Below are 12,179 nucleotides of genomic sequence, written 5' to 3'. Positions count from 1 at the left end.
ACCGCCGACAGTCCGCCGGGGTCAGGGACGCCGCGGGCCGGAGCCGGAGGCGCGATCGATGATCCGGGCGACCATGTCCCCCGCGGTGGTGTTCTCCCCCGGCACGTTCGGTTTTCCGGTGCCGTGGTAATCGCTGGACCCGGTGACGATGAGGTCGTGCCGGGCTGCCAGTTCGCGCAGCAGCCGCTTGCCGGCGGCGGTGTTCTCCCGGTGGTCCACCTCGAATCCGGCCAGCCCCGCGTCGATCAGACGCTCGATGTACGGCACCGGCATCATCCGATCACGGCCCGCCGTCACAGGGTGCGCGATGATCGCCACGCCGCCCGCCTCGGTGAGAAGCCTCACGGCGGTCAGCGGGTCCGGGGCGTAGTGCGGCTCGTAGTAGCCCTCCCGCGGATGGAGGATGCCGTCGAAGGCCTCGCCCCGATCCCGAACGATGCCGCGCGCCACCAGCGCGTCCGCGATGTGGGGCCGACCGACCGTCGCGTCGAGCGTCGTCTGGGCGAGGACGTCATCCCAGTGCAGGTCGTAATCGCGGCCGATGTTGCGGACGATGCGCTCCGCTCGTCCGATCCGGTCGTTCCGGATCCGGTCGGTCTCCGCCCGCACCGCCGCATCCTCCGGATCGAAGAGATAGCCGAGCACGTGCACGCTGCGCCACTCGTGTTTGGCTGACAGCTCCATCCCGGGGAGGAAGGTCATGCCGAGCGCGACGGCGGCGTCGCCGGCCTCCGTCCAGCCCGTGGTGCGGTCGTGGTCCGTGAGCGCAGCGGTCCGTACGCCGTGCCGATGCGCCTGCCTCATGACCTCGGCGGGCGACTCGGTGCCGTCGGAGTGGTTGGAGTGCAGGTGCAGGTCGGCAGGACCGGCGGGTGGAACGGGCATCCTCCGAGCGTACCGAGCGTCGACGCGCGTGGCGCGGAAACCGGACCCGGATCGCGTGGACGGACCGGCGATGCGAGGCAGGGACTTCACAGGCGGCGCTTCTAGGCTGGAGGGGATGTTTCGTCTCCTGGGGATCCTGCTCACCGTGCTCTTCGCGATCGCGTCGGCGATCGTGGTGTGGCCGCAGTTCTTCCACCTCGAGCAGACCTACCCGTTCGCTCAGCTCGTCGCCGCCCGCGGCCTCGTGCTCGGCGGGTTCCTGGTCATCGCGGTGCTGGCGCTGCTGCTCCTCCTCGCCCGACCGCTGCGCGGGTTCGCGGCCTCGGTCCTGATCGTCGCCCTCCTCGGTGCTGCGGCGACGGGTGCGATCGGAGCGACCCGCGGCTTCGGGGTGGCGGCCCTGCCTGAGCGGACGGACAGGAGTCTGCGGGTGCTCACCTGGAACACGGCGGGTGAGGCCGTCTCCGCCGAGCAGATCGCCCAGGAGATCCTCGAGCAGGAGGCCGACGTGGTGGCGCTGCCGGAGACCACCGAAGAGGTCGGCGAACGGATCGCGCTCATGCTGCGCGAGCAGGGCCATCCGATGTGGGTGCACCACGTGCAGTTCCGCCCGGACGTGGAGGACGGCCCGCAGTCGTGGCAGACCACGGTCCTGGTGGCGCCCGAGCTCGGCGAGTACTCCGTGATCGAGTCCTCCAAGGACGGAAGCAACAACACCGGATCCGTGCCGAGCGCCGTGCTCATGCCGATCGACGGGGACGGCCCCACGATCGTCGCCGTGCACGCCGTCGCGCCGCGCATGGAGGAGATGCAGCAATGGCAGAGCGATCTGCAGTGGATCGCCGACCAGTGCCCTGCGGGTGACTTCATCCTCGCCGGAGACTTCAACGCCACCGTGGATCACATGGCCTCCCTCGGCGTCGACGGCGGCGACATCGGCTACTGCCGGGACGTCGCCTCCCGGACCGGCAACGGGATGTCCGGCACCTGGCCGAGCTCGTTCCCCGCCCTCGCCGGTGCCCCCATCGATCACGTGATGGCGTCCGCCAATTGGCGCCCCACCGGCTCTGCCGTCCTCGAGGATGCCGGCGGGAGCGACCACCGCGCCCTCATCGTGCAGCTCGAGCCGGCCGGCTGATCACGCTGCGCGGCCTCCAGGTGAGAGACTGGACGGATGAGCACCGGAGAAAACGACACGATCGCTGACGAGACCGTCGAAACCCCCGTCGAGAACAGCTCGACCAATCGCAAGCAGCCCTTCCCGCAGGGCTTCCTCGACACCATCTCCACCGGGTGGGCCGAGCGTCCGGAGACGCTGCCCGCGCCGCGCGCCCAGGCTCCGTACGCCGAGCGCCGCCGCGCTGCCGTCTCGGCCGCGTTCCCCGGCAAGCGGCTCGTGATCCCCGCCGGTTCGCTCAAGCAGCGCAGCAACGACACCGACTACGTCTTCCGTGCGCACTCCGCCTTCGCGCACCTCACCGGCTGGGCGTCCGACGCCGAACCGGACTCGGTGCTCGTCTTCGAGCCGACCGACGACGGGCATGACGTCACGCTCTACTTCCGCGAGCGCGCCGACCGCACCACGACGGAGTTCTACGCCGACGCCACGGTCGGCGAATTCTGGATCGGGCCGCGTCCGTCGCTCGCCGGTGTCGCCGCCGACCTGCAGCTGGCCACGGCGCACCTGCACGAGTTCGCCCCGGTCGAGGGCGAGCTGGTCCTCGAGGAGGACGAGACCCTCACCCGTGTCGTCTCGGAGCTGCGCCTCATCAAGGACGACTTCGAGATCGCCGAGATGCGCCGGGCCGTGGAGATCACGGCGCAGGGCTTCGACGACATCATCCGCGAGCTCCCCGCCGCGGTGGCACATGCCCGTGGCGAGCGCGTCGTCGAGGGCGTCTTCCACCGCCGCGCCCGCGAGGACGGCAACGGCGAAGGCTATGACACGATCGCCGCGTCCGGACCGCACGCCTGCTACCTGCACTGGACGCGCAACGACGGCGCCGTCGTGCCAGGAGACCTCATCCTCGTCGATGCGGGTGTGGAGGCCGACAGCCTCTATACCGCCGACATCACCCGCACGCTCCCGGTGTCCGGGACGTTCACCGAGGTGCAGCGCCGGGTCTACGAGACGGTGCGCGAGGCCGCGGACGCGGCTCTCGCGGCGGCGAAGGTCGGCGTCCGCTTCCGCGACGTGCACGGGGCGGCCATGGCCGTGATCGCTGAGCGCACCGCGGAGTGGGGCCTCCTCCCCGTCACCGCGGAGGAAGCCCTGGACGCGGACAAGGGCGGCCAGCACCGTCGCTACATGGTGCACGGCACGTCGCACCATCTCGGCATCGACGTGCACGACTGCGCGCAGGCGCGCCGCGAGATGTACTACGACGGCATCCTTACGCCCGGCATGGTCTTCACGATCGAGCCGGGACTGTACTTCCAGATCGACGACCTCACGGTTCCCGCCGAGCTGCGCGGGATCGGCGTCCGGATCGAGGACGACATCCTGATGACCGAGGACGGCCCGGTCAATCTCTCCGCGGGCATCCCCCGCACGGCCGACGAGGTCGAGGCGTGGATGGCGCGTCTGCGGGGCTGACGACGGACTGAGCGGGGCGGCCGCCCCGCTCAGTCCCGCTGCCCGGTGACGAAGGCGTCGACCACCGGTGCGAGGTCCGCAGCGACCTCCGCCGGCGGACGCCTCCGCCCCTTCACCTCGAAGGAGTGCCCGCCGCCCTCGACCCAGTGCACCCGCGCGTCCTGACAGCCGGCGACGGCCTCGTCGAGCTGGGCGATCGGCTGGATGAACGGGTCCGCGGTGCCCTCCACGAAGAGCTGCGGGACGGTGATCGATGGCAGGTGGGCGATGCGGGGCTTATCCGGGCGGCCCGGCGGATGCAGCGGATAGCCGAGGTAGACGAGGCCGTCCACGGCAAGGCCCTCGGCGACGGCCATGGACGCCATGCGGCCGCCGTAGGACTTCCCGGTGGCCCACACGGCGGATCGCGGCGCCCGCGCGCGGGCCTCGGCGACCGCGGCCTCCCAGGTCGCGACCGCGTGGGCGGCAGGACCGGGCATGCGACGCCCCTGCTCGATGTACGGGAAGTTGAAGCGCAGAGTCGAGTACCCGAGCGCCGCGAGTGCGCGGTCGAACCCGACGAGGAACGGGTGGTCCTTCGCGGCCCCCGCCCCGTGCGCGATCAGTACGACGTCATCACGGGTACCCGGCGTCCACTCGGCGGACACCGTGGTCGCCCCGGCGGGCAGAGCGACCTCGATGCGCAGGGCGGTGGCCCCCGTGGTCACCGCACGGACCCGGGGGTGCCCGTCTCCGGGTCGGCCGGCCGCGGCGGAAGACCCGGCTCGGGAGCCGGTGCCGGCTCCGGAGACGGTGCCGGCTCCGGAGCGGGGGCAGGCTCGGGAGCGGGAGCCGGTGCCGGGTCGGGAGCGGGAGCGGGAGCGGGCTCGGGAGCAGGCTCAGGAGCGGGAGCCGGAGCGCCCTGCGGGATCCGCTCGCCGTACTTCGGCGGCTCGTCCAGGTTCACCGGAGGACGCACGGGGGCGACCCGCTGCGCGCCGAGGACCTGCCGCGCCTTCGCCAGCGAGCCGGGCTGCACGGTCACCTCGTAGTGATCCGCGGCGAACTGCGTCACGCTCGCGAAGTCCCGGCGGCGGCGCACGATGGCGTAGGTGATGAGGCTGAGCAGCATGCCCACCGCGACGCCGATGAGGACGAAGCCGACGAACAGCTGGATCGGCACCTCGGGGTTGCCGAGGACGAGGATCGCCGACAGGAAGAGTCCGATGAGCACCCCGTTGATCGCTCCCGAGCGCGCCGCGGCGGCGTAGCCGAGCCGTCCGGTCACCCGCTCGACCGTCCGCACGCTCTGCCCGACGATCGCGATGTCGCGCGCGGGGACCTCTCCGGCGATCAGCTTCGACACCGCCTTCTGCGCGCTCTCGTAGTCGCGCATGGAGGCGACGATCTCACCGGTGTCCGTGCCGCTCGCGGGGCGATTCAGCATGCTCATCCGGCTATTCTTCCACGTCGTGCCCCGCGGCCGGCCGAGCGACCGCCGCAGCCGCCGCCCCGGCACGCCGCGGGCTACGCTGGTCGAGTGAGCACACAACGGGTTTTCGCCGCGCGCCTGGCAGGGTGCGCCGTCTTCGATCCCGTCGGCGACCGCCTCGGCAAGGTCCGGGATGTCGTCGTCGTGTATCGAAGTACCGCGGCCCCGCGTGTCATCGGGCTGGTCGTGGAGATCCCCGGCCGCCGGCACGTGTTCCTCTCGATCGGCCGGGTGACGTCCATCCGGTCCGGGCAGGTCATCACCACCGGTCTCATCAACGTCCGCCGCTTCTCCCCGCGTGCCGGCGAGGTGCGCGTCCTCGCCGAGATGCTGGGCCGACGGGTGAGCCTCACCGACGGCAGCGGCACGGCCGTGATCGAGGACGTGGCGATCGAACCCAACCGCCTCGGCGAGTGGGCGATCAGCCAGCTCTTCCTGCGTCGCCCGAAGACCGGCGCGTCGCCGTTCGCCAAGGGCCCGACGACGTTCGCCGCCTGGAGCGAGGTGACCGAGGAACAGGCGCCGGGCGAGTCCCAGTCCGCCGAGCAGCTCGTCGCCTCCTACTCCGAGCTGCACGCCGCCGACCTCGCCAACACGCTCCTCGACCTCCCGCAGCAACGGATGATCGAGGTGGCGGAGGAGCTCTCCGACGACCGCCTCGCCGACGCCCTCGAGGAGATGCCCGAGGACGAGCAAGTGCACATCCTCGACCGCCTCGGCGAGGAGCGCGCGGCCGACATCCTCGACCAGATGGAGCCGGACGACGCCGCCGACCTGCTGGCCCAGCTCCCACCCACCCAGCTGGAGGAGCTGCTCCAGCGGATGGAGCCGGGGAGGGCGGAGGACGTGCGGATGCTCCTGCGCTACGGCCCGGACACGGCGGGCGGTCTGATGACCCCGGAGCCGATCATCCTCTCCGCCGACGCCACGGTCGCCGAGGCGCTGGCGCTCATCCGCCGTCACGAGCTGCATCCGGCCCTCGCCGCGGCCGTGTTCGTCACGCTCCCGCCGTTCGAGACCCCCACCGGCCGCCTGCTCGGGCTCGTGCACTTCCAGCGGATGCTGCGCTACCCGCCGCACGAGCGTCTCGGCGCCATCCTCGACGACAGCCTCGAGCCGGTGCCGGTCACCGCCTCCGCGGCCGAGGTCGCCCGCATGCTCGCCAGCTACGACCTCGTCTCGCTGCCGGTCATCGACGCCGCGCACCGCCTCGTCGGCGCGATCAGCATCGACGACGTCCTCGACTACCTGCTGCCGGACGACTGGCGCACCCACGACAGCGACGACGTGGCGCCGCCCGTGACGGAGACGCACTGATGGCGCGCAAGGAGCGGGCCGCCCGCCTCGACGCGCCAGGACGGACGAGCACCCGCCCCCGTTCCACCTCGCGCGACCGCTTCGGCCGCTTCACGGAGTGGGTCGCCCGCGCGATGGGAACTCCCGCATTCCTCGTCATCCTCAGTCTCTTCTGCATCCTCTGGATCGGCTGGAACACGCTGATGCCGCGCGAGGTCCGCTTCGACGACGCCGCGCTCGGCTTCACCGCGCTCACCCTCATGCTGTCGCTGCAGGCGTCGTACGCCGCGCCGCTCATCCTCCTCGCGCAGAACCGCCAGGACGACCGCGACCGCGTGCAGATCGAGCAGGACCGGCAGCGCGCCGAGCGGAACCTCGCGGACACCGAGTACCTGGCCCGTGAGATCGTCGCACTGCGGATGTCGCTGGAGGAGCGCAACGCGCAGGTGGTCACCCGCGACGTGCTGCGGCAGGAGCTCCGTGCCCTGCTGGCAGAGCTGGGCGACACCGAGGAGAAGTCCGCGGGCGGCGCCGCCTCATGACCGCGGCCGAGAACGTCAGAGCCGCAGTGGCGGCGGTGACCGACCCGGAGCTGCGGCGACCGATCGGCGACCTCGACATGGTGCGCGACATCTCGGTCGAGGACGGGGTGGCGCATGTGGGCATCGTGCTGACGATCGTCGGATGCCCCGCCGCCGACCGCATCGAGCGCGACGTGCGCGGCGCCGCCGCCGCGGTCCCCGGCATCACGGACGTCGCGGTCGAGGTGGGCGTGATGACGCCTGCCGAGCGCAAGGCCCTCACCGAACGGCTCCGCGCCGGCCGCCCGGCGCGGCACATGCCGTTCGGGCCCGACTCGCTCACCCGCGTGATCCTCGTCTCCAGCGGGAAGGGCGGCGTCGGCAAGTCGACGGTCACCGCGAACCTCGCGGTCGCCCTCGCCGACCAGGGCCTCGCCGTCGGCCTGGTGGATGCGGACGTGCACGGCTTCTCGATCCCCGGACTGCTCGGGATCCCCTCCGGCACGCAGCCGACGCGCATCGACGACCTCATGCTGCCACCGGTGGCCCACGGGGTGAAGACCATCTCGATCGGGATGTTCCTGCGCGACGGGGAGTCCGTGGTGGCCTGGCGCGGACCGATGCTGCACCGCACGGTCTCGCAGTTCCTCACCGACGTCTTCTTCGGCGACCTCGACGTCCTGCTCATCGACATGCCCCCTGGCACCGGGGACATCGCCATCTCGATCGGGCAGCTCCTCCCCCACGCCGAGGTGCTCGTGGTCACCACACCCCAGGCGGCGGCCTCCGACGTGGCCATCCGCAGCGGGCTCGTGGCACGCCAGACCGGACAGCGCGTGATCGGCGTGGTCGAGAACATGGCCGCATACACGCTCCCCGACGGCACCGTCGTCGATCTCTTCGGGGCCGGCGGTGGCGCATCTGTCGCGGAGGCCCTGTCCGTGCCCGACGCTGCGGTGCCGCTGCTGGCCTCCATCCCGCTCAGCCCGGCCCTCCGCCAGGGCGGGGACGAGGGCGTTCCGGTCGTCACCTCCGCGCCGGACGATGCCGCCGCGGGGGCGATTCGCGCGCTGGCGGAGGCGCTCGCGCGTCGAGGGCGAGGCCTGGCCGGCCGAACGCTGCCCATGTCGATCGGGTGAGCGCGCGTGGGAGGATGGACGGATGCCGCATCGCTCCGTGACCGTGGATGAAGGGCTTCTGCGGAGGATGGCCAGAGACGCGGCCGTCTACGCGCTGACCAGGCCTGTCGCGATCGTGATGTGGGTCGCGCTGGCGGCGGGCCTCGTGCTCTCCGTCCTCACCCTCAACGACCGTCTCGCCGCCGGAGAGGAGGTGAGCGCGCTCGTCGCCTGGATGCCCGCGGTGACCATCGCTCTGGGAGCGTATGCGGTGATCCTCACCACCTCGAGCGCCCGTCGGGCCGTGCGCGCCGCAATGCCGGTGGAGAGCGTGGTGTGGGTCGCGCTCGACGAGGATCGTCTGCAGCTGGGCAGCGATCGCCGCCGTTCCGAGATCCCCTACCGCACGTTCCAGAGCCTGCGCGTCGGCCGGGACGCGGTGATCTTCAAAGTCCGCGATGCCTCCGTCGCCACCGCCATTCCGCGTTCCCTCTTCAGCGACGAAGAGTTGGCGACGCTGCGGACGCGGATCTCGTGACCCGGGCGGCTCAGGTCGCCTCGGTGTCGAACGGCGGATGGTTCTCCGCGCTGAAGGTCGGCGGCGCGGTGCGCGGGGCCACCGGCTCCGCGATCGTCGCCGTGGCCTGCGCGGGGGTCGCGGGCTCCGGCTCCTCCAGGAGCGCGTCGCGGATGATGCGCCGAGGGTCGTACTGCCGCGGGTCGAGCTTGCGCCAGTCCACGTCGTCGAGCTCCGGACCCATCTCCTCGCGCACGCGGGACTTCGTGTCGCGGAGGTATTCACCGGCCTTGCGCACGATGCGCGCGAAGCCCTCCGCGGCACGCGGCAGACGCTCGGGGCCGATGATCAGCACGGCGATCAGGCCGATGAGCAGCAGCTTCTCGAAGGTGAGGCCGAACGTCATGTGACCAGGCTACCGCCGCGCCTGCAGGCTCTGCGCGCGGTGAGCGAATACCCTGGAGACATCAGCCATGCACGCAGGAGAGGCAGGTCATGAGCGAGCACGACGCCAACGCGCGCTTCCTTCGGGAGTCCATCGTCGAGCCGGAGACCATCGCCCGCGCTCGCGCCCACGCCGTCGAGCTGGGGGCCGCCCCGATCAGCGCGGTCGTCGGCTCGCAGATCGCCGTGCTCGCCGCCGCAGGCACCGCCCGCTCCATCGTCGAGATCGGCACCGGCGCCGGCGTCTCCGGACTCTGGCTGCTGCGCGGCGCGCCGACCGCGGTGCTGACCTCGATCGACAACGAGCCCGAGCACCTCGCCGCCGCCCGCCAGGCGTTCGCGGACGCGAAGGTGCCCGCCACTCGTGCCCGGTTCATCGCCGGTCGCGCGATCGACGTGCTCCCCCGGATGAACGAGGCGTCGTACGACATCGTCCTCGTGGACGCCGACCCCGAGAACGTCATCGAGTACGTCTCGCACGGCCTCCGCCTCGCCCGCACGGGCGGCCTGGTCCTCGTGCCCCGCATCCTCGCCGGGGGCCGCGTGGCCGACCCCGTCCAGCGCGACGACATCACATCCGCCTACCGGTCGCTCGTGCAGGAGACCCAGGAGTCGTCGGCGGTGCTGGCGACCGTCTCCCCCGCGGGCGAGGGTCTGCTGCAGCTGATCCGCCTCGACGACCGCGCCTGATCGGACGCCGCTCACGCGAAGAGGGCGAGGGATCCGCGGATCCATCGCCCTCTCGGTTCCGCCGCAGCGGACCAGATTCGATCAGGCCGGGGCCACGACGGCACCGAGCACGTCGTGAAGCTCCTTGGCCTCGGCGTCGTTCACGGAGACGACCAGGCGGCCTCCTCCTTCGAGCGGAACACGCACGATGATGAGTCGTCCCTCTTTCACGGCCTCCATGGGTCCGTCTCCGGTCCTCGGCTTCATCGCTGCCATCGTGGCTCCCTTTCCTCCGGTGGTATGGGACGAGTTTATCGGGTGCGGCCGCGCCGTGGACGTCACCGGACACAATCCGCGTCGCCGCGTCGTCAGGGCACCTGCCAGAACGTACTGCCGAGGGCATACACGTGACAGATCCAGACCCACTGACCCAGCAGGCACAGCGCGAGCACGCCGAGCCGCCAGGCACGGGAGCGCGGTACCGCGACCGCTCCCCACGCCGGGCTGAGCGGCAGCAAGAGGCGGAAGGTGCTCGACTGGGGGAAGAACACCGCGAGCAGATAGAGCAGGTAGCTCGCGCTCCAGAGACGCAGATCCGGGCCGAGCGCGCGCACCTGCGGGGACAGCAGCAGCGCGGCGGCCGCGGCGAGCACGAGGACGACGAGGGCGACGGGTCCCCATCCCGGCGGCAGACCCCACAGCTCGAACCAGAAGTGCGACGCCTGCACCCATCCCTCGAAGGGCACGAAGCCCTCGACGCCGCCGACGATCCAGTGCCGTCGCCACGCGAGCTCCGTGGCGAGGTAGGCGCCGGGGTCTCCGGTCACGACGCCCGCGATCAGCTGCCAGGCGAATCCGGTGGCCGTCGCCAGCGCGCCGAGTGCCACGATGTGCACCACTTCCCTGGCGCCCAGCGGATCGGTGCGGCGGTGCCTCCAGCGAAGGATCCCGTGCAGGCCGAGGTACAGCGCGAAGGCGAGCACGCCGGGACGGGTGAACCCCAGAACGGGGATCAGCACGTACAGCCAGGCGTAGTTCCGCCGGATCGTCGCGTCCAGGGCGAGGAACAGCAGCAGCAGGAAGGGCGTCTCGGCGTATCCGACCTGGAACAGGGCGGCGAGCGGACCGGATGCGAAGAAGACGACGGCCCACAACGCGGCCGCGTTCCCGACGCGGTCGCGGAGCAGCCGATGCAGGGCGAGACAGGCCAGGTAGCCGGCACCGAGCGAGAGCACGAGGGCGCCGGCCGCCCAGGAACCGAGCACGAAGCCCAACGCCTTCGCGGCGTACGCGAACACCGGCATGAACGCCCAGGCGTTCTCGGCCACCTGCCCGTCGTCCGTCAGCGGGAGGTCCGAGGGATAGCCGTGCACGGCCACCTGCCAGTACCACTGCGCATCCCATCCGAGGACGAAGTCGATGAGTCCCGCGTCGTCGCCGAAGCGGGAGAACACCGTGGACAGGGAGGCCGCGGCGATGAGGAATCCGGTCGTCACGACCCGTGCGAGGACGTAGACGATGCCGATGCGCAGGGCGAGCGGCATCCGCGCCCAGCGCCGCGTGAGCGTCAGTGCGACGTGAGCCATGCGCGCAGACCCCGCTCGACGGCGTCGATCTGGGCGAGCGGCACGCGCTCCTCGTCGTGATGGGCGAGATGCGGGTCGCCGGGTCCGTAGTTCACGGCCGGGATGCCGAGGGCCGAGAAGCGGGCCACGTCGGTCCACCCGTACTTCGGCTGCGGCTCCGCGCCGACGGCCGCGACGAAGCGGCGCGCGATGTCGGCGTCCAGACCGGGGCGCGCGCCCTCGGCGGCATCCGTGATCTCGACGTCGAATCCGGCGAGGACCGCCCGGACGTGGGCCTCGGCGTCGGCCGCGGACTTGTTCGGCGCGAAGCGGTAGTTGACCTCGACCTCGCAGGCGTCCGGGATGACGTTGCCCGCGACCCCGCCTGCGATGCGGACCGCGCTGAGCCCCTCCCGGTAGAGCAGTCCCTCGACCATCACCTCGCGCGCCCGGTACTCGGACAGCCGAGTGAGGATGGGGGCCGCGCGATGGATCGCGTTCTCGCCGATCCAGGCCCTGGCACTGTGCGCGCGGACGCCCGTGGTCCGCACGATCGCCCGCAGCGTGCCGTTGCACCCACCCTCGACCTGTCCGTTCGACGGCTCCCCGAGGATGGCGAAGTCGGCCTGGAACAGGTCGGGCCGTGCCGCGGCGAGAAGCCCGAGGCCGTTCAGGGAGGCCGCGACCTCCTCGTTGTCGTACCACATCCAGGTCACGTCGATCGCGGGGTCGGTGAGCTCGGCGGCGAGCTTGAGCTGCACCGCGACCCCGGCTTTCATGTCGACGGTGCCCCTTCCCCACAGATGCGGCACGCCGTCGATCTCGACGTCGCGCGTGGGCAGGTTGTCGTTGAGGGGCACGGTGTCGATGTGCCCGGCGATCGCCACGCGCTGCGCTCGGCCGAGATCCGTGCGGGCGACCACCGTGTTGCCGTGGCGGATGACCTCCAGGTGCGGCAGACCGGACACGGCCTCCTCGATCAGGTCGGCCAGGGTCTTCTCATCGCCGGAGACGCTCGGGACATCGCAGATCGCGCGGGTGATGTCGGCGGAGGACGCGGTCAGATCGAGCACCATGCCCCCAGCCTACTGATGCCC

The 12,179-nt window shown here is 71.6% G+C and carries 14 protein-coding genes; 7 read left to right on the top strand and 7 right to left on the bottom strand.

The features are described from left to right. Positions 1-21: 21 nt before the first annotated feature. Complete coding sequence (locus tag MICNX66_RS05700; protein WP_187663664.1) at positions 22-885, bottom strand: PHP domain-containing protein; 864 nt, start codon at positions 883-885, stop codon at positions 22-24. Positions 886-1,000: 115 nt separating this feature from the next. On the opposite strand from MICNX66_RS05700, the gene MICNX66_RS05695 reads away from it, so the two are divergent. Together MICNX66_RS05695 and MICNX66_RS05690 are read left to right on the top strand one after the other, a co-directional pair. Continuing rightward, a complete protein-coding gene (locus tag MICNX66_RS05695) occupies positions 1,001-2,023 on the top strand; it encodes an endonuclease/exonuclease/phosphatase family protein (RefSeq protein WP_187663663.1) in 1,023 nt (340 codons plus the stop codon). Positions 2,024-2,059: 36 nt separating this feature from the next. Then, entirely contained in the window at positions 2,060-3,481 is a 1,422-nt protein-coding gene (locus MICNX66_RS05690) for an aminopeptidase P family protein (RefSeq protein ID WP_187663662.1), read from the top strand. Positions 3,482-3,510: 29 nt separating this feature from the next. Here MICNX66_RS05690 and MICNX66_RS05685 read toward each other — a convergent pair whose 3' ends face one another. Next, on the bottom strand, positions 3,511-4,188 hold the full coding sequence (locus MICNX66_RS05685) for an alpha/beta hydrolase family protein (protein WP_232089206.1): 678 nt from the start codon (positions 4,186-4,188) through the stop codon (positions 3,511-3,513). Then, on the bottom strand, positions 4,185-4,913 hold the full coding sequence (locus MICNX66_RS05680) for a general stress protein (protein WP_232089205.1): 729 nt from the start codon (positions 4,911-4,913) through the stop codon (positions 4,185-4,187). The genes MICNX66_RS05685 and MICNX66_RS05680 overlap by 4 nt, the downstream gene beginning before the upstream one ends. Before the next feature lie 87 nt (positions 4,914-5,000). On the opposite strand from MICNX66_RS05680, the gene MICNX66_RS05675 reads away from it, so the two are divergent. Genes MICNX66_RS05675 through MICNX66_RS05660 form a run of 4 tightly spaced genes read left to right on the top strand, consistent with a single transcriptional unit; the run spans position 5,001 to position 8,425 of the window. Continuing rightward, complete coding sequence (locus MICNX66_RS05675; protein WP_187663661.1) at positions 5,001-6,269, top strand: magnesium transporter MgtE N-terminal domain-containing protein; 1,269 nt, start codon at positions 5,001-5,003, stop codon at positions 6,267-6,269. After that, positions 6,269-6,790: a DUF1003 domain-containing protein gene (locus tag MICNX66_RS05670; RefSeq protein ID WP_187663660.1), complete on the top strand. Its 522-nt coding sequence runs from the start codon at positions 6,269-6,271 to the stop codon at positions 6,788-6,790. Before MICNX66_RS05675 ends, MICNX66_RS05670 begins: the two co-directional genes overlap by 1 nt. After that, the gene (locus tag MICNX66_RS05665) at positions 6,787-7,908 is read left to right on the top strand and encodes an Mrp/NBP35 family ATP-binding protein (RefSeq protein WP_187663659.1); all 1,122 of its coding nucleotides are present in this window, start codon (positions 6,787-6,789) and stop codon (positions 7,906-7,908) included. Before MICNX66_RS05670 ends, MICNX66_RS05665 begins: the two co-directional genes overlap by 4 nt. A gap of 22 nt (positions 7,909-7,930) precedes the next feature. After that, on the top strand, positions 7,931-8,425 hold the full coding sequence (locus MICNX66_RS05660; protein WP_187663658.1) for a YcxB family protein: 495 nt from the start codon (positions 7,931-7,933) through the stop codon (positions 8,423-8,425). Between the two features lie 10 nt (positions 8,426-8,435). Here MICNX66_RS05660 and MICNX66_RS05655 read toward each other — a convergent pair whose 3' ends face one another. Beyond that, on the bottom strand, positions 8,436-8,810 hold the full coding sequence (locus MICNX66_RS05655; protein WP_187663657.1) for a twin-arginine translocase TatA/TatE family subunit: 375 nt from the start codon (positions 8,808-8,810) through the stop codon (positions 8,436-8,438). A gap of 89 nt (positions 8,811-8,899) precedes the next feature. On the opposite strand from MICNX66_RS05655, the gene MICNX66_RS05650 reads away from it, so the two are divergent. Continuing rightward, complete coding sequence (locus MICNX66_RS05650) at positions 8,900-9,538, top strand: O-methyltransferase (protein ID WP_187663656.1); 639 nt, start codon at positions 8,900-8,902, stop codon at positions 9,536-9,538. Between the two features lie 81 nt (positions 9,539-9,619). Here the strand turns inward: MICNX66_RS05650 and MICNX66_RS05645 are convergent, their stop codons facing one another. The 3 genes from MICNX66_RS05645 to dapE all read right to left on the bottom strand — a co-directional run bounded on the left by MICNX66_RS05645 (position 9,620) and on the right by dapE (position 12,158). After that, on the bottom strand, positions 9,620-9,793 hold the full coding sequence (locus tag MICNX66_RS05645) for a DUF3117 domain-containing protein (RefSeq protein ID WP_071328210.1): 174 nt from the start codon (positions 9,791-9,793) through the stop codon (positions 9,620-9,622). A gap of 92 nt (positions 9,794-9,885) precedes the next feature. After that, positions 9,886-11,103, bottom strand: a complete 1,218-nt coding sequence (locus MICNX66_RS05640) for a hypothetical protein (protein ID WP_187663655.1) — start codon at positions 11,101-11,103, stop codon at positions 9,886-9,888. Next, complete coding sequence (gene dapE / locus MICNX66_RS05635; protein WP_187663654.1) at positions 11,085-12,158, bottom strand: succinyl-diaminopimelate desuccinylase; 1,074 nt, start codon at positions 12,156-12,158, stop codon at positions 11,085-11,087. The genes MICNX66_RS05640 and dapE overlap by 19 nt, the downstream gene beginning before the upstream one ends. Between the last annotated feature and the right edge of the window lie 21 nt (positions 12,159-12,179).

The organism is Microbacterium sp. Nx66, assembly GCF_904066215.1.
GTDB lineage: Bacteria > Actinomycetota > Actinomycetes > Actinomycetales > Microbacteriaceae > Microbacterium > Microbacterium meiriae.
This window is presented reverse-complemented; position numbering and strand designations above follow the sequence as displayed.

Bases quoted from the DNA above. Each gene is read 5' to 3' on its own strand.
- MICNX66_RS05650 (WP_187663656.1), top strand. From the start codon at position 8,900: ATGAGCGAGCACGACGCCAACGCGCGCTTCCTTCGGGAGTCCATCGTC.
- MICNX66_RS05640 (WP_187663655.1), bottom strand. From the start codon at position 11,103: ATGGCTCACGTCGCACTGACGCTCACGCGGCGCTGGGCGCGGATGCCG.
- MICNX66_RS05655 (WP_187663657.1), bottom strand. From the start codon at position 8,810: ATGACGTTCGGCCTCACCTTCGAGAAGCTGCTGCTCATCGGCCTGATC.
- dapE (WP_187663654.1), bottom strand. From the start codon at position 12,158: ATGGTGCTCGATCTGACCGCGTCCTCCGCCGACATCACCCGCGCGATC.
- MICNX66_RS05660 (WP_187663658.1), top strand. From the start codon at position 7,931: ATGCCGCATCGCTCCGTGACCGTGGATGAAGGGCTTCTGCGGAGGATG.
- MICNX66_RS05670 (WP_187663660.1), top strand. From the start codon at position 6,269: ATGGCGCGCAAGGAGCGGGCCGCCCGCCTCGACGCGCCAGGACGGACG.
- MICNX66_RS05690 (WP_187663662.1), top strand. From the start codon at position 2,060: ATGAGCACCGGAGAAAACGACACGATCGCTGACGAGACCGTCGAAACC.
- MICNX66_RS05680 (WP_232089205.1), bottom strand. From the start codon at position 4,913: ATGAGCATGCTGAATCGCCCCGCGAGCGGCACGGACACCGGTGAGATC.
- MICNX66_RS05695 (WP_187663663.1), top strand. From the start codon at position 1,001: ATGTTTCGTCTCCTGGGGATCCTGCTCACCGTGCTCTTCGCGATCGCG.
- MICNX66_RS05700 (WP_187663664.1), bottom strand. From the start codon at position 885: ATGCCCGTTCCACCCGCCGGTCCTGCCGACCTGCACCTGCACTCCAAC.
- MICNX66_RS05645 (WP_071328210.1), bottom strand. From the start codon at position 9,793: ATGGCAGCGATGAAGCCGAGGACCGGAGACGGACCCATGGAGGCCGTG.
- MICNX66_RS05665 (WP_187663659.1), top strand. From the start codon at position 6,787: ATGACCGCGGCCGAGAACGTCAGAGCCGCAGTGGCGGCGGTGACCGAC.